Source organism: Sulfurimonas sp., from assembly GCF_026991475.1.
In the GTDB taxonomy this organism is placed as follows: domain Bacteria; phylum Campylobacterota; class Campylobacteria; order Campylobacterales; family Sulfurimonadaceae; genus Sulfurimonas.
Map to the genome: position 1 here is coordinate 103,627 of NZ_JALXBK010000047.1, position 16,229 is coordinate 119,855.

The 16,229-nt window shown below is 33.6% G+C and carries 17 protein-coding genes; 4 read left to right on the forward strand and 13 right to left on the reverse strand.

Features of this window, described 5'->3' with window-relative positions:
* Nucleotides 1–18: 18 nt before the first annotated feature.
* Genes nfo through MV589_RS03850 form a run of 3 tightly spaced genes read right to left on the reverse strand, consistent with a single transcriptional unit; the run spans nt 19 to nt 1,544 of the window.
* Entirely contained in the window at nt 19–903 is an 885-nt protein-coding gene (nfo, locus tag MV589_RS03840) for a deoxyribonuclease IV (protein WP_297432324.1), read from the reverse strand.
* A gap of 1 nt (nt 904) precedes the next feature.
* Nucleotides 905–1,378, reverse strand: coding sequence for a hypothetical protein (locus MV589_RS03845; protein ID WP_297432211.1), 474 nt, complete (start codon nt 1,376–1,378; stop codon nt 905–907).
* A 7-nt stretch (nt 1,379–1,385) separates the two neighbouring features.
* Complete coding sequence (locus MV589_RS03850) at nt 1,386–1,544, reverse strand: hypothetical protein (RefSeq protein ID WP_297432213.1); 159 nt, start codon at nt 1,542–1,544, stop codon at nt 1,386–1,388.
* A 97-nt stretch (nt 1,545–1,641) separates the two neighbouring features.
* Between MV589_RS03850 and MV589_RS03855 the strand changes: the two genes are divergently transcribed.
* The gene (locus MV589_RS03855) at nt 1,642–2,913 is read left to right on the forward strand and encodes a Y-family DNA polymerase (RefSeq protein WP_297432215.1); all 1,272 of its coding nucleotides are present in this window, start codon (nt 1,642–1,644) and stop codon (nt 2,911–2,913) included.
* On the opposite strand, the gene MV589_RS03860 is transcribed toward MV589_RS03855, so the two are convergent.
* From MV589_RS03860 to MV589_RS03885, 6 genes are all read right to left on the reverse strand, one after another.
* Nucleotides 2,910–4,241: a putative porin gene (locus MV589_RS03860; RefSeq protein WP_297432217.1), complete on the reverse strand. Its 1,332-nt coding sequence runs from the start codon at nt 4,239–4,241 to the stop codon at nt 2,910–2,912. The two genes, MV589_RS03855 and MV589_RS03860, sit on opposite strands and share 4 nt — an antisense overlap.
* 10 nt (nt 4,242–4,251) lie before the next feature.
* A complete protein-coding gene (locus tag MV589_RS03865; RefSeq protein WP_297432219.1) occupies nt 4,252–5,211 on the reverse strand; it encodes a c-type cytochrome in 960 nt (319 codons plus the stop codon).
* 70 nt (nt 5,212–5,281) lie between these two features.
* Entirely contained in the window at nt 5,282–6,424 is a 1,143-nt protein-coding gene (locus MV589_RS03870) for a sensor histidine kinase (protein WP_297432222.1), read from the reverse strand.
* Nucleotides 6,408–7,073: a response regulator transcription factor gene (locus MV589_RS03875; RefSeq protein ID WP_297432224.1), complete on the reverse strand. Its 666-nt coding sequence runs from the start codon at nt 7,071–7,073 to the stop codon at nt 6,408–6,410. The genes MV589_RS03870 and MV589_RS03875 overlap by 17 nt, the downstream gene beginning before the upstream one ends.
* Nucleotides 7,070–7,987, reverse strand: a complete 918-nt coding sequence (locus tag MV589_RS03880) for a cache domain-containing protein (RefSeq protein ID WP_297432226.1) — start codon at nt 7,985–7,987, stop codon at nt 7,070–7,072. The genes MV589_RS03875 and MV589_RS03880 overlap by 4 nt, the downstream gene beginning before the upstream one ends.
* Before the next feature lie 2 nt (nt 7,988–7,989).
* Entirely contained in the window at nt 7,990–10,218 is a 2,229-nt protein-coding gene (locus MV589_RS03885) for an EAL domain-containing protein (protein ID WP_297432227.1), read from the reverse strand.
* A 68-nt stretch (nt 10,219–10,286) separates the two neighbouring features.
* Between MV589_RS03885 and MV589_RS03890 the strand changes: the two genes are divergently transcribed.
* Entirely contained in the window at nt 10,287–11,237 is a 951-nt protein-coding gene (locus tag MV589_RS03890) for a DUF234 domain-containing protein (protein ID WP_297432230.1), read from the forward strand.
* On the opposite strand, the gene MV589_RS03895 is transcribed toward MV589_RS03890, so the two are convergent.
* A complete protein-coding gene (locus tag MV589_RS03895; protein WP_297432232.1) occupies nt 11,199–12,002 on the reverse strand; it encodes a J domain-containing protein in 804 nt (267 codons plus the stop codon). The two genes, MV589_RS03890 and MV589_RS03895, sit on opposite strands and share 39 nt — an antisense overlap.
* A gap of 167 nt (nt 12,003–12,169) precedes the next feature.
* Between MV589_RS03895 and purF the strand changes: the two genes are divergently transcribed.
* Together purF and mnmL are read left to right on the forward strand one after the other, a co-directional pair.
* The gene (gene purF / locus MV589_RS03900) at nt 12,170–13,525 is read left to right on the forward strand and encodes an amidophosphoribosyltransferase (protein ID WP_297432234.1); all 1,356 of its coding nucleotides are present in this window, start codon (nt 12,170–12,172) and stop codon (nt 13,523–13,525) included.
* Nucleotides 13,525–14,484: a tRNA modification radical SAM protein MnmL/YtqA gene (gene mnmL, locus MV589_RS03905; RefSeq protein WP_297432236.1), complete on the forward strand. Its 960-nt coding sequence runs from the start codon at nt 13,525–13,527 to the stop codon at nt 14,482–14,484. The genes purF and mnmL overlap by 1 nt, the downstream gene beginning before the upstream one ends.
* On the opposite strand, the gene MV589_RS03910 is transcribed toward mnmL, so the two are convergent.
* From MV589_RS03910 to hisIE, 3 genes are read right to left on the reverse strand one after another with little or no spacing between them, the layout of a single operon-like run.
* Complete coding sequence (locus MV589_RS03910) at nt 14,481–15,029, reverse strand: DUF2393 family protein (protein ID WP_297432238.1); 549 nt, start codon at nt 15,027–15,029, stop codon at nt 14,481–14,483. The genes mnmL and MV589_RS03910 overlap by 4 nt on opposite strands.
* On the reverse strand, nt 15,026–15,538 hold the full coding sequence (locus MV589_RS03915) for a DUF2393 domain-containing protein (protein ID WP_297432240.1): 513 nt from the start codon (nt 15,536–15,538) through the stop codon (nt 15,026–15,028). Before MV589_RS03915 ends, MV589_RS03910 begins: the two co-directional genes overlap by 4 nt.
* A gap of 8 nt (nt 15,539–15,546) precedes the next feature.
* Nucleotides 15,547–16,227, reverse strand: coding sequence for a bifunctional phosphoribosyl-AMP cyclohydrolase/phosphoribosyl-ATP diphosphatase HisIE (hisIE, locus tag MV589_RS03920; protein ID WP_297432242.1), 681 nt, complete (start codon nt 16,225–16,227; stop codon nt 15,547–15,549).
* Nucleotides 16,228–16,229: the final 2 nt, after the last annotated feature.

Sequence of the window (16,229 nt, forward strand, 5' to 3'; positions counted from 1 at the left end):
GTAACGAAAATTTTTATGTTACTCCATAAAAGAGTAAAGCATCTCTATCTCTTCTTTCCAAATTGTCTCATCAATCGTCTCTAAAATAAGTGGAATATCATCCATTCGCTCATCATTCATAATAAACTTAAACGCATCAATTCCTATTTCACCCTTTCCAAGTGAGTGGTGTCTGTCCACGTGCGAGCCAAGTGGTGGCTTAGAGTCATTAATGTGCATTCCACTCAAATACTCAAAACCTATAATCTCTCCAAACGCAGCCCATGTTTTGTCATACGCTTCGCGGGTTCTTATATCATACCCTGCTGTAAACATATGACAAGTGTCAATGCAGACACCTACACGACTTTTATCTTCTACTTTGTCGATGATATGCGCAATATGCTCAAACTTCCAGCCAAGGTTACTCCCCTGCCCTGCAGTGTTTTCAATGACTGCTTTAACATTTTTTGTCTTATCAAGTGCAATATTTATAGACTCTGCGATAACATCAAGGCATACATCTTCTATGGGTTGCATCACATCGGGGTTCTCTTTATCTTTTTTAGCCACTTTTGCCAAGTGACTCCCTGGATGAAAATTAAGTCTGTCAAGCCCCAGCAAATCACAACGCTCTAGTTCATCTATAAACGCAGCTCTTGATTTTTCCAGCTTTTCAACTTCAGGATGTCCAAGATTTATAAGGTAGCTATCGTGAGGTAACACATGTTTGGGTAAAATACCACTTGCATCAAGTGCTTTTTTAAACTTATCTATCGTCTCAGCATCAAGCGGCTTTGCCACCCATTGTCTTTGATTTTTTGTAAAAAGGGCAAATGCACGTGCTCCAATTTTTTCTGCGTTTAGGGGAGCATTATAAACACCACCACTTGCACTTACATGTGCACCTACAAATTTTTTCATTTTAGTAGCCATTTGGTTCCTTTATTTTTATAATAATATGATTTTTTCTATCTTTAAAAAAACTCTCATGAGCATTGACTCTATATTTTATATCGACACTCTTATTTTTTATAATTTGCGTAAATCCATCATCCGATTTATGCTGATTTTTTTTATCGTAAATTGCATGACCCAGTATAATATTTTGCAAAATATCATTAGGATAGGAGGCGTTTAGGTACTCTTTGTTAAAGCTGTGTTTACTCATACAACCATCTTGCACACAAATCATTCTATTGATGTCAATTTTTTGAAAAACATGCCCTGCTTCAAAAAGCTCAAGCTCAATAGCATCATCTGTATGCCTAACATATCCTATATCTGAAAATTTAATTTTGGGAGATTTTATAGTGACGATTTTTGCTTCACTATACTCGTAATTTTTTATGCTGCATCCAGCGAAAAAAATTACGAGAAGAGGGAGTAAGTATTTCAAAAGTTACTTATTTTTGTAAAAACTTACCACATTTCTTTTCAGCTGTACCGCCAAATGTTTTTATTTCAACTGCTGTGCCATTTTTAGCAATCACTTGTCTTTTACACTCATCTTTTGCTATACAATCTGGATTCTCACATCCAATATTTTCTGGTACTTGTGCCATTTTTTCTATCCTTAGAATTTTTTTTGCAATTATAGTCAAATTTTGGCAATATGCAATAAATTTTATAATTATAAAATATCTATTATAAACTTCTGTTATGAAAATACATATTGATATAGACTGTTTTTTTGTCAGTGCCACACGAATTTCACATCCTGAACTTGAACACAAGCCAGTTGCCATCGGTGGAAGGAGTGATACAAAAATATTTACTAAAGAGGCAAAGAATCAGACAGTAAACTTTGAAAATTCTGGTAGTTTTGTACCCACTTTTTATAAAACTTATGAAAGTAAAGATGATGATATAGCTGCGTTTAAAGATGCCGACGGTCGTGTTCGCGGCATACTTACAACCTCTAGTTACGAAGCAAGAGCCTACGGTATAAAAACTGCTATGAGCATACGAGAAGCACTGCAACTCTGCCCTGCACTTATTATAAAAGCACCAAATATGTCACTCTATCAAAAACTCTCACACCAGTTACATGATTTTTTGGCACTCAAAATTCCACTTATAGAACAAGCCAGCATAGATGAATTTTACGGAGATTTAAGCGGCTGGATAGAAGATGAAGATATTCCTCACTTTATTGACAATCTACGCCATGAAATAAAAAAAGAGCTCAATCTCCCTGTCTCCATCGGTGCAGCAAAAACTCGATACATTGCAAAACTTGCCACCACTTATGCCAAACCATTTGGATGCAAAACCATTTATGAATGGGAGTTTGATGAATTTGTTAACCCTATAAAGGTAGAAGATTTTGCAGGCATTGGGCGCAATATGCGAACAAAGCTAAACGCAGTACAAATAAAAACACTCGGTGCACTGCGTTTAAGACGAGGTACACTTGAGTCGTGGGGACCTTATGCTACAGAACTTTACAAAAGAGTAAATGGTGAAAGTGACGCTCCTATTCAAACGCAGCATAAACGCAAGTCCATAGGTATTTCACGAACATTTGACCCCATTTTTGACAGAAATGAGCTAAAACGAAGAGTGCATGTTCTTGCACGACACCTAAGTTTCGCTATTTTTAAACTTGATGTTATTCCTACTGTTTTTCACCTCAGCATTCATTACGAAATGAATCAAAAATCATATATCAATATATCAAAAGCAGAAATTTTTACTGAAAAGAAGTTTGACATGCTTTGTTTAAAAATGTTTCATAAAGCAGATACACAAAAGAGGTTACATATGATTCGCCTGAGCATAAACTGCTCAAGCTTTACGAGAGACTCACATAAAGAACTCTCTCTTATAGGTTTTGAAGAGGAAAAAAAGATGCAAACTCTAAGCAAGTCTACACAAGAACTACGCCAAAAATATGGCATAGATACTTTGAAATTTGCTAGTGAACTCTAAAATTTAATAGTTCCCTGAATAGAAAGAAGATTTCCCATATGGTCAAGCACTTTTGCTACTTTTGGATTAGTGCTTCTAGGAGCAGTTAAATCTCTAAATGCATAGTTCACATCAATTCTATTAGGACCTTTAAAGTGATAAGACATACCAACCGTGGTTGTTTTGAAATCTCGCTCACCCTCTTTTGAATTTGTCAAACGATTAAGATAATCATAACGAGCTAAGAGTTCCACTTTTTTAGGTAGTACATAATACTGTGCACTTACAAAGCCACCATCAGCTTCATTTTTACTCTCTGCAGCAATTTGATACTGCCAATCATCACTAAACGCAGAAGAATCCGCATCTTTTGCACCATTATAAATCATACCTTTTGCTTTGATATATTCTACATCCACACGAAGTCCATTATGAAAATAATCAACACCCGCACCATATCTTGTACGATCATAATTCGTATTGTTTAATCTTCTTTTACCATCTTGATACCAAGCATACACTTTTACAGATTGTGTGTAGTAGCCTTTACCTTTACCAAATAGATACTCACTCGCAAGATAACCATAATATGTCATACTACCTGAAGCATTTTTAGAACTTAGTCCCGTACCATTACCTGCCATACCTGCAACACTCACAGTAATATTTTTTCTAATATGTGTCGTATTAAAGAGTTCTACACCACGGTCACGATATGCTCCAACTGATTGATCTGTATCTCCTTGATAAATGCCAGGAGAGACTTCTGTCGCATTATTCGGGAGAAAACGCTCAAGAAGCAGTTGATTTCCTGCAGTTGAGAAGTTACGATACTCTGACGCAAAAACAGCACGCATACCCTCTTCACTACCAGGGTACTTAAACTGTCCTGCTCTTACATGCACATAAGGAATACCATTGTATGTAATGGATGCATCAGTCAAATAGTTATGTGTAGGATGTCCAGCAGGTTCTGTAACACCATCTTCACCAAACTCTGTCATAAAAAAGTAATCAAGTTGATTATTTTTATCAACCATTCCACGAACAGCTAAACGGGCACGATTTATTTCAAAACCAGATTGATGATCTAAACTTGGAGCCAACATAACAAAAGGTGTTTTATTCGTCCCTGCCTTATCTAAGATTGTCCCATAATCTTTTTGATACCCAGCTTGAATAAATCCCCAAAAATGTGGCTTATTATTATGATTTGCTACTTTCTTGCCATCTTTTTTTACAAAAGATGGTTGTGTCCCTGCAATACTGAGCCAATCGGCTGCATTCAATCCCATTGAAAGAACTGATACACTTATGAGTGATAAAACTATTTTATTTTGAATTTGCATTGTATTTCCCTTATTTTATTTTATGGTCGCCACGAATTTTGTCTACATTAAGACCAAATTGTTTAAAGTTACTACGCACTGAATGTTTTTCATGTAAAACTTTTGAATTGTAATGCCCCATTTTACTCGCAGGATAAAGTGCTTTTCGTAAATCAAAATCAGCATGCGGTTGTGCATTTACATAGAGCATAATATCTGCTGCTTCTTGATCTTTAAGTGTTTTACCTTGACCAAGTGGCATATTTGATTGTACCCATGCAGCACCTTTATTGAGTTTACTCATACCTGCACCAGTATTGTATGCAAGCCATTTTCCATTTTTTTGACCCCAAAGTGGTGGGAATGTTCCCATACCTGCACCATCTGCACCGTGACACATTGCACATTTAGCTTCATAAAGTTTTTTACCATTCACATAGTTTGCATGTGTCGCACGTTTTTGAATTTTTGCAAAATGTTTCGCACCATGCATCCATCTCTCAGAATTTAACGGGCTACAAGGCATTTTTGCATTCATTTTCATAGGCATACCTTCTGAAAGCCAAGTAACATATGCTGCCATTGCTACAGATGCTTTTGTATCAACAATAGGACGTTTTCCATTCATACTACGCATAAAACAGTTGTTGATTCTGTCTTGTAGTGTCTGTACAGATTTTTCTCTTTTAGAGTATGCTGGAAAAGCAGTTGCCGTCCCTATAAAAGTAGCAATTCCCGGTGCAGTACCAGGCTTTCCATCACTCCCACGTATATGACAACTAATACATTGTAGTTTATCACCTACCATATCTTTTGTAAGTGGATGCGTATTTGTATGCATCAAAATATCTTCACCAAGTTTTACCATCTTGCCAACTTCGCCAGCAGGATATGTTTTTGGTGCAGCTGTAGGCGTTGCTGCCATAGCGTTTGAGCCTATGATTAAAAGCGCTGCAGCACTCACGGAATATTTTAGTAAATTAGTTTTCATTTCGTTCTCCTTTTTTCATCTACAACATACTAACAATAGCTGCGTAACTTTTGCGTAAGTAAAAAAAGAGTTATGAAAATGTATAGGAGAAGAGAGAGCCTTGTGCAAGCTGTGTATCTACTGATATTTTAATGCCATTTTTATCACATATATGTTTAACGATACTTAAACCAATACCAAAACCACCTTGAATTACATCCTCACGGGCATAACGCTCAAAAATCTTTTGAGTGTCTTTTATACCTACACCCTGATCTTGAACACTAAAAATAGTATGATTGTTTTCTTTATAAAGTCTAATTTTTATCTGTGTATCTTTTGGACTGTATTTGATTGCGTTTGAGATTGTGTTGTCTATTATTCTTTGTATCTCTATTCGATTTATATTTAGAAACAGACCATCTTCTATATTTTCTTCAATAGATATATTTTTAATCCCTGCTAAATCTAAAAAAACATTGATTCGGTTTTGCAAAAAATGAGAAAAGTTCAAATTTTCTGCTTTATACTCTACATGTGTATATTTTATATGGTACTCAATATCTTCATAAATCAAAATTATGCTCTGCATACTGTTATAGAGTCTTCGAAGAACTTTACTATCTCCCTTATCTCGTAAAAACTCTAAATTAAGCTGCATTACACCAAGTGGAGTTTTAAGTTCATGCATCGCATCATTAAAAAAAACATTCAAGTATCTATTTGCTTTTTCAAGTGGACGCAAAGAGATTTTTATAAAAAAAAGTGTCATAAAAAAGATAATAGCTCCCAAAAAAAGTGCTGCAATAAATGCTTTTGTATAAATGTTTTTATATGAAAATCTCTTAGCAATTATAATCCTATCTGCCTGAAGTCTGTTTGGACTTAACAGAATTTCTTTACTAAGCAATCCATCTTGGCTTCTGTCTATTGTAATACTTTTACATAATGTCTCATCAGTTGCAAATAGTAGTTTAGTACTACTGCCATATAGACATGAAGTGTAAAAGAGCGAACGGGGAAAATTAAATATATGTTTATTTGTACGAGAAAAATCATAAATGCTCTTCTCAACCCCATAAGCATAATGTTGTAAATCTTGCATTTGAGCCTGTTTATAACTCTTTTTCTCAACAGAAATATAAAAATATGCAGGAATACTGACCACAGAAATAATCAGCATAGAGTAAAAAAATGCTAGGGTATAGATATATCGTTTATCTTTTTCTATCAATTTTGTACCCAAACCCTTTTTTACTAACAATAAATGTTGCATCTGTTTTATCTCGTATCTTTTTAATACACATACGAATATCTGCTTCAGTTACCATTTTTTCTTCCCAGACATCTTCCCACAACTGCTTTGTTGAGATATACTCATCAAGATGTGTAATCAAATAATCAAGAACTTTTTGCTCTTTTGGTGTTAGGGCAACCGTTTCTTCTTTATGAAACAGTTTTCCTTTTGTGAGATTATACCTATAGTCATTATTTAAGCTTATCTCTTCTTCATTTGAGTGAAGATAAAAAACTTTTAAAACCTGTTCAACACGGTATTTTAACTCCTGCGCTGCAAAAGGCTTACGAATATAATCATTACAGCCAAGCTCATAACCTATACTCAAGTTATCTATATCTGTTAAAGAGGTAATAAAAATCACTGGTGTTTCATCTTTTTTCTCACGCATCATTTTTACAATCTCATAACCACTTTTACCTGGTACTCGAATATCTAAAAGTAGTAAGTGATATTTTTTAAAATAGAGTGCATCTATAACTTCATCCCCATTCTCAAAACTTTCAACCTCATAACCCAAAGATTCTAAATACTCTTGAATAGTCTCTTTGTAGCTCACATCATCTTCTAAAAGTAAAATTTTCATTGAATAATAACCCCTGAACTATTTGCTTCCTCTGTTGTTATTTCATCATGTGTTTTAAGCATAAGAGGTACACTATTTTCAAATACAATCACAAAGTAGCCCAGATTTTGGTTTTGAAAATTCTTGATGCTAAAGTAAGCAAAGGCATATTTATCTTGTGTAAAGTAACCAGAACTTTCTAGGTTTTGCAACTTCGATTTTTTTAAACTTTCAAAACTGTGTTTATCATAGCTCTTATTCACCAATGCAAATTTATTAAAAATGAGAGGATTATTTTGCACTCTTGTTGCGATATTAAGATATTTTTTATTTAAAAGAATAAAAAGGGCATAGCCATGTTCTGCAAGTGTTTTTCTTAAATGTTCAAAATTTTCAATCACTTCAATAGAACCTTCAAAAGAGCCATTTTTTAAAATGGGAGAGATAGCTTTAATATTTAAGCGTTTACCCACTTCTATAGAAACCAAAGGTTTTTTGTGCTTTTTAACAAAAACCAAGCCTTTACGAAAAGAGGCAAGTGGTACATTTTTTACAGAGTAATCCCAACTTCTAAGATAAGTATGCAAGTTTTTATCGTGTACCTGTACTTCAAAATTATAACCCTGCAACTTTTGTAAACTTTCAATCTTCTGCTCAATTATCTCAAATGCTTTTTTTCGCTTATTGTTATTAAATGCCGCTAAAAAAGTTCTGTCTTGTGCAAGTAGTAAAGAGAGAGAAAGGGCATGTTGTTCTTCTTCTTCAAGTAAGTTTCGTGTTAAAAAAAGTGCATTATCGAGCGACTGCAGTGTCTCTTTTTGAGAGTATGATTCTTTAAGAGTATAAACAAAATATAGAGAAGTAAAAAGAACAACAACCGTAAAAGTTAAAACAATTTTATCAATTTTACCAACAAATTTTTCAAATAAATTCAATTTTACTCTTTAAACATTGGTGATGGCATAGAAAAACAGTAGCCCTGTGAAAACTCTATGCCTATTTCTTTAACAATTTTTTGAATCTCTTCATTCTCTACAAACTCTGCAATAACCTTTATTTCCATCGAAGATGCAAATTCACTAATTGCTTTTACAATCTTATAACTCTTTGGATTTGTATCCAAATTTTTAATGTATTTTCCGTCTATTTTAATAAAATCAACATCAAGTTCATTAATACGTTCAAAGTTGGAATATTCAACACCAAAATCATCAATAGCTAGTTGAAATCCTGCTTCTTTTAGCTCTTTAAGCTGAATAATATTGCTATGAGTACCTCCAGCACTTACCCCTTCCAAAATTTCTAAAACAATCTGCTCAGCCCTAAGATGGTAAAAATCTAATTTTTCTAATAAATAGTTTTTTAGTTTTTTACTGTAAAGGTCATCTTCTGTAATGTTAATAGATATTGTTACATCTTTTGAGTGTTTTGAGAGATATGCAAAACTTTTATCTATCATAATTTTTGTAATTTCAACTAAAAATCCACTATTTTTTGCAACTTCTATAAAATAGTACGGAGAGTAAATTTTACCATTTACTTCAAGACGGGCGAGTGATTCATACTTCATAATCTTATTAGTTTCATTATTGCGAATACCTTGAAAATAGGGAATGATTCTTGCATCTTGTTGTGCAAATATAGCATCATACAGATAGCTGTTAAATTTTAAAAAGTCATTGTTTACACTCTGCTCTTTATAGTACACATACTCTTTATATGGCTCCATTTTTGCTTGTTTTATGGCAATGGTTAATTTACGCAGAGAATCCTCTTCTAAACCATGCACAACAGAAAAACTAAATGCAACTCTAATGTTAATATCATCCTTTGTTATATGTAAAGGATCATCATTAAAATGGTGATTTATATTATTCACATCATCTGTTATCTCATCAGATATAAAAACAAATTCATCAGAATCAATCCTGTAAATTTTTCTCTCTAAAATGGTTTGTAGTCTCAAAACAGTTAATCTCAAAATTCCATCACCTATTTCAAAACCATAGCTAGCATTGATTTGACTGAAATTTTTAATATTGAGCATTACAAGTTCTTTATCTTTGTAAAGTTCTTTATCTGCTAAAAATTTCTCTTTTGTATAACATCTTGTAAGTTGGTCATTATAGATTAACGAGAGATTTTTCTCTGTCTCCTCCTTAACTCTTTCATTGAGCGAAGCTATTAACTCCACATTTAGCACTTGTGTTTTAAACCCAAAATAGGACATTAGAAGAAAAAGCAGTGCCATAAGAATAGTAAGCGTTTGTAGTAAAATTTCTTTATTTTGAAGGTACTCTTTATCTTTTATAAAGACAATATAATGTGCTATTGCCTTTTTATTTACTCCAATAATATTTACTTGTGTAACAAAATAGTTATTTTTAAAGACTCCTTCATATATTTCATCTTTTTTTGAATCATCTAAAAAATACTTTACCCCATAATCATCTAAAAATCTCTTTACATTTTTATTAAGATTCAAAGTTGAAATATTATAACCATCAATAAAAACTTTTGAAAGAGGATGTGTCAACTGCTTTGTAAATCTTTTTTCAATAACCAATGCCGAATAGATTTGTTCTTTTTCTAAATCTCTAGCAATTGAGTCAAAATGACTAATTACTTCCACAACACCTAAAAAATTATGCTCATCATCATAAATAGGCATAATACCTTTAAAAGTGATGTCAAAGACACCAACACTAATAACACTTTGAGGATGAGGATGTTTGTAGAGTTTTATCAGATCCTCTCTACTATTTAAAATATGTTTTCCAATAAGTTTATCTTTTTCACCGATCCATGAAATATATCTATTTACACCCTTTGCATCAACAATATGGAGCCAAAGATGTTTATATGATTTGAATTTTTTTGCCATACTAAAAACATTTTCATCATAGAACTTTTTATACTGCCTATTTTTCATAATATTAACTAATTTTGTATCAATAGCAACTCTTTGTGCCATTTGAAATGTATTGTCTTTTTTGATTTTTATAAGCAGTTTTACTTCATTATGAATCGCTGAAATATAGTTTTGTTCACTCTCTTGCATATATTTTGTCTGCACATAAAAATAAGCAATAAAAGAGAGTAAAAAGAGTAGAACGAAGATGCTTAATATTTTTGGTGTTTTTATTACAAAATTGATTATTTTCACTAAAATCCCCTACATAAAAAAGTTTATCGTATATTAACTTATAGAAACTTTTATGTTAAAATTCTTTTATGACAAACAACAGACTCCTTAAGCAGTTCCGCTCATTTTACTTTAAGAACTATCCTGATGATATGGAGACGCAAATTTCTTACTTTTCTGTTTTTGGTGGACTTAACTGGCAAATCGATACTACACAGGAAATTTCTCTTCTTATAAAGTCACTTATTTTAGATAATTTTGCCATTTTAAATGAAAAAATCGATGAAATAACACTAAAAAATGATGCAAACAAAAGGCTACTAAAAGCTCTAGCAACTGGAGATAGACGAATATTTTCTGCGTTTAACAGAGCCGGTTTAAACAATGGAAACGGTGGTGCAGCTCTGCATTACCTTCAAGAGAAAGGAATAATAGAGCTAGAGTACTCACGTGAAGAGCATCCCCGTAAACTGTACCCAAATAAAAAGCTCAAAAAAGAGGAAGCCAGATACAGAATTTCACATAAAGTGCTTTTTACCCATCCTTTTATTCGATTTTGGTTCTATTTTATCCAGCCAAACATAAAAAGTATTGCAGCAGGAGATTATGAAAAAGTTTTACAAGAGTTTACACTTAAACGCAGCAGCTATACAAGTTTAATCTATGAAGAACTTTCAGAAGTTTTACTCAACTATCATCTTCGTGATGCAGATATTGTTAGTTCAGGGAGCTACTGGGATGCTAAAACAGAAATAGATATTTTAACTCTTACAAAAGATGAGAAATTTTACATCGGAGAGTGTAAATGGACAAATCATAAAGTCAATAAAAAAGAGTTCCATAAACTGGGTGACAAATGCAAAAAACTTGGCATTGTCCCTACACAAATCATTCTCTTTTCAAAGCGTGGATTTTCAAAAGAGTTGGAGCAGATGCAAGGTGCAAAACTTGCACTCTATACAAGTGATGATTTTATGAGTTTACTCAAAAAAAGTTCTGTGTTAACTAACAATTCTCAAAGCTTCATAAGCTTCTTGTAAGAGTTGAAATTTTTGCGTATAGTGCTGCACCATATTTGGATCATCATGGTAAACAGTATCGGGATGGTACACTTTCACCAGTTTTTTATAACTTTTTTTCAAAGCATCCTGAGAAGCACCTATAGGGCACTCTAAAATTGTATAAAGATGTTTGTTCGCCTCTGTTTCACTCTCTCTTGTCAAATCACCAAAACTATAATTTACAAAGTCAGAGTAGAGTTTAGACATAAAATGATTATCATAAACATAGCGTATCTGATAGTGCAAAATATGGCGTTTATTTAAAGTTCTCTCAAGTCGCCCTTTTGCCTTGTAATCACTAACATCCACAACTAAAGATATATCTGTTCCCCGTGCAACATAAACTTCTAACTGTGAACGTAAATAGTTTAGTACCCATACATTTGGACTATCTAGTGTAATGAGCACCGTATTTTTATCATAAGCATAGAGTTTAACGGCAACATTTTCAGGTTCTAACTCTTTTTCTAACTCTACTCGAATTGGCTGATTGCCAAATTTTAACATGGAGCGTAAAAAAAATTCATGGTTAAAATCATATTTTTGTGCGTGATATTGACTCAGTTTTGAGAGAAATTCAATCCGTTCATCTTGCAAATCTTCATTTCTAAATACAAGCACTGCTTTAGAGAGAAAAAGCATACTTCTTGAGTGGCGATTTAAAAACTCTTTCATCCATGCTGCGTTTAGAGTTTCAAAGTCAGTCGTAACTAAAATAAGATTATTTCGTAAAACAATATTCAAAACTCTATGCCCCTTACTTGGATTTTAGATTCTATTATCAACATAATTAAAGCAAATTTAGTTCCAATTTTTAACTGAAATATATTAACTAATTCAAACTACTTTCATATTTATTATAGGAATTTTGAGTATAATTGCGAACATAATACCCTACTTAAGGATAAGATTTGCGCGAAAATATGAATGAAAAGTGTGCCGTTGTTGGAATTTTTGGTCACGAAGAGGCTTCAAAATTAGCTTATTTTTCTCTACATGCCTTGCAGCATCGTGGACAAGAAGCCGCTGGAATCTCTTCTGCAGATGGACATAAAGTACATACCATCAAAGACCGCGGGCTTGTGATGAAAGTATTTAACGAAGAGAACTTAAAGACTCTTCAAGGTAATAGTGCCATAGGTCATACAAGATACTCAACAGCAGGTAATGACTCAATTTTGGATGCTCAACCTGTATTTGCTAGATATGATTTAGGTGAGATGGCTATAGTTCACAATGGTAATCTTACAAACGCAGAAGAGGTGAGAAATAGACTTATAAAGCGCGGTGCAATTTTTCAAACTTTTATGGATACTGAAAATCTTATTCATCTTATTGCAAAGAGTGAAAAAGAGCATCTCCTCGATAGAATTATAGACTCTGTACAAAAAATAGAAGGTGCATTTTCACTTGTATTTTTAAGTAGAACGAAAATGTTTGCTATGCGTGACAGATTTGGTTTTCGTCCGCTAAGCCTTGGTAGACTTCCTAATGGTGGCTATATTGTTGCAAGTGAAACATGTGCATTTGATTTGGTAGGTGCAAAATTTATCCGTGATGTAGAACCAGGAGAGTTACTTGTTTTTGAAGAGAAAAAAGAGCCTCTTAGCATCAAAATATTTGAACCAACACCAAAACATTGTATTTTTGAGTATGTCTATTTTGCTCGTCCAGACTCTTCTGTTTTTGGACAATCTGTTTATGAAACAAGAAAAAAAATGGGTAAAGAGCTCGCCCTTATTGAGCCTATCGAAGCAGATTTAGTTATTCCTGTTCCAGATGGTGGCGTTCCTGCTGCCATTGGTTATGCACAAGAGAGTGGCATTCCTTATGAAATGGGAATTATGCGAAATCATTACATTGGAAGAACATTCATCGAACCAACGCAAGAGATGCGTGATTTAAAAGTAAAAATGAAACTCTCACCTATGACAGACATCATTAAAGGCAAGCGCGTAATTGTCATAGATGATTCTATTGTCCGTGGGACAACTTCACGCCGCATTATTAGAATGTTAAAAGAAGCGGGAGCGCGTGAAGTGCATATGCGTGTCTCTTCTCCTCCAACAACAGACCCCTGTTTTTATGGTGTAGATACTCCAAGTAAAGAAAATCTTATTGCCGCAAATATGACAACACAGGGAATTTGTGACTATATTGAAGCAGATTCTCTTGCATATCTTGACGAAGCGGCACTTCTTAGAAGTGTAAACGCAACAAAAGACATCTACTGTACAGCCTGCTTTACTGGAAAATACATAGTTTAATGCAGCAAATATATACCTTTGGAAGCTACTTAAAAAATAAATTTGGTGTCAAAGTTTACAAAGTTGGCATCAATATTTCAGGTTTTACCTGCCCAAATATTGATGGCACAGTTGCACGTGGTGGCTGTACATTTTGTGAAAACGACTCTTTTTCTGCAAGTACAGACGAAGTCAAAGAGCTTAAAGGTTTTCATCTCAATCTTGACTCTAAAGAAAATCCTTTCTTGGAAAAACAGCTCAAACAACTTGAACTTCAATTTGATGCTATTTCAAAGCGTCAGGCACAAGAGTATAAGGCTGAAAAGTTTTTAGTCTATTTTCAATCTTTTACAAATACATATGCCCCGTTTGAGACGCTCAAAGCACTTTATGACAAAGCACTCTCGTTTGACAATGTGGTCGGTTTAAGTATCGGTACACGTTCTGATAGTATTACAGATGAGACCCTAGAATACCTGAGTGAACTAGCAAAAACAAAAGAGATTTGGATAGAGTTTGGCATACAATCTGTTTATGATGAAACACTCAATAAAATAAATCGTGGACATGATGCACAAAATGTAAAAGAGTGGATAATCAAATCCAAAGATGCAGGTCTCAATGTCTGTGGACATCTCATCTTTGGTCTTCCTGATGAAACGCAAGAGATGATGCTTGAAACCTCAAAGGAAGCATACGCATGGGGCATTGATTCTGTTAAGTATCATCCACTCTATGTAGTAAAAAAGACAGCACTTGCAAATGACTTTATGCGTGCTGCATTTACTCCTATTAGCGAAGAACTCTATCTTGACACTTTAGTCAAATCAATACAGATGAAACCAAAAAATGTCAATGTCCAAAGAGTAACAGCAGGAATTGATGATGATTCTCTACTTGCACCTCAATGGTGTAGAAATAAAAATCAACAAGTAAAACACATAAATGCAGCACTTAAAAAAGTAGGACTAAAATATTAATGTGCCGTAAGTTGTGTAAACTGCGCTACACTTCTAAAATATGGTGGAAACCTAAAATAGACATAAAATTGATGTGCATGACCAGGTTTTAAATTACGAGCAACAACAAACTTTTTTACAAGTGTCTGTGGCTTACTCTTATCAATTCCAAAACTACCTGTAAAAAAATCTAAAAATCCACTTGGCTTGTAAAAATTTCCACCTTTTACGTTCCCTGTAACATGCCCTTTATTTACTAATTTAATCTCAAGAGTAACCTTTCCAATAGGATACTTTCCTACATTTTTCACTATGCCCGTGTAAGAAATACGTTCCAAACTCAGTAGCCTACTGTTCTTAAGATCATACAATTTTACATGTTTAGTATATTTATCTACCACAAAAATAGAAAAAACTGCCATAAAAACAGTAATAAGTGTCACTGTAAAAAGCATAGAATACATCATCTTTTGGTTTTTCTCTTTCATTGCGCGAATAATACCTATTATAAACATCACAAAAATAACAATTAGCACCATATAGTGCCATACATTAAATGAACTCATCTGCAACTAGCTCCTAGAGTAAGATTGTACTCCTTAGAGTATCTAAAAGGCTCTACAAAGAGCTTAAATTCTCTTGTTGTACCTTTGGGTATGTTATGCAAAATAAGAGCGCTGCGTTTAAGCGGTTTTATTTTATAAATATAATTTTTTAATCTGTTAGATGTAGATTTATAAACAGTAGCAACAACCTTACACTCTGTAAAATTAAACTTCGACTCATTACTAAGCGTTGCATGTACGACAATGGCATCCACAAAGTTAAGCTTCTTTTGCGAAATAAGTTTTGTGGAGTTTTTAAAAAGGTATTTGTGTAGCTCAATATAACCTACAGTCGGACCTGCAATTAAAAAAGTGAAGCCTAGCAAAACAAAAAAAATAACAATGCCAAGCCTGTTTCGCAGTAAAATCGCAAGGATTATAAAGAGTAAAAAAAGAGTAAATGCAACGCCAAAAAGTATGTAATCATAAATTAAAAGATGGTGTACAAAAGCGAGGATTTTCTCTTTCATATAAGTCTCTAATCTTCTCTTGAGTTCTTCTCAGCAATGCCACTCATATCAAATCTACGAGCAAGCTCTTGCTTAATTCTATCTGGTGAAATATTTTTTGAAGCAAGTGCGACAAGCATATGATAGGTCAAATCTGCAGCTTCATAGACCATTTCATGCTCATCATTATCTTTATGTGCAAAACAGTACTCACCAGCCTCTTCTACAACTTTTTTAAGTATAGTGTTTTCACCTTTACTTAAAAGTTTTGCAGTCCATGAAGTTTTTGGATCTGCATTTTTACGCTCTTGAATCGTATGATAAAGCGTGTCTATAACCCCATAGGCCTCTTGTGTATCTACCTCAACTTTAGTAGTGATGTCACCACTTTCAAGCTCTGTAAAGAAACATGATTTACGCCCAGTATGACACGCTACACCATTTTGTTTTACTTTAATAAGTAGAGTATCATTATCACAATCAATAAAAAAAGATTTTATCTCTTGTGTATGTCCACTACTCTCACCCTTTTTCCAAATGCGTTGTTTACTTCTTGAAAAGTAGTGTGCAATTTTTGTTGTAAGTGAAAGTTCTAAGGCCTCTTTGTCCATATATGCCATCATTAAAACTTCATTCGAACCACTCTCCTGCACAATCACAGGAAGAAGCTCTTGTTTATCCCAATCAACTCTATTTAATATCTCTTGCATCT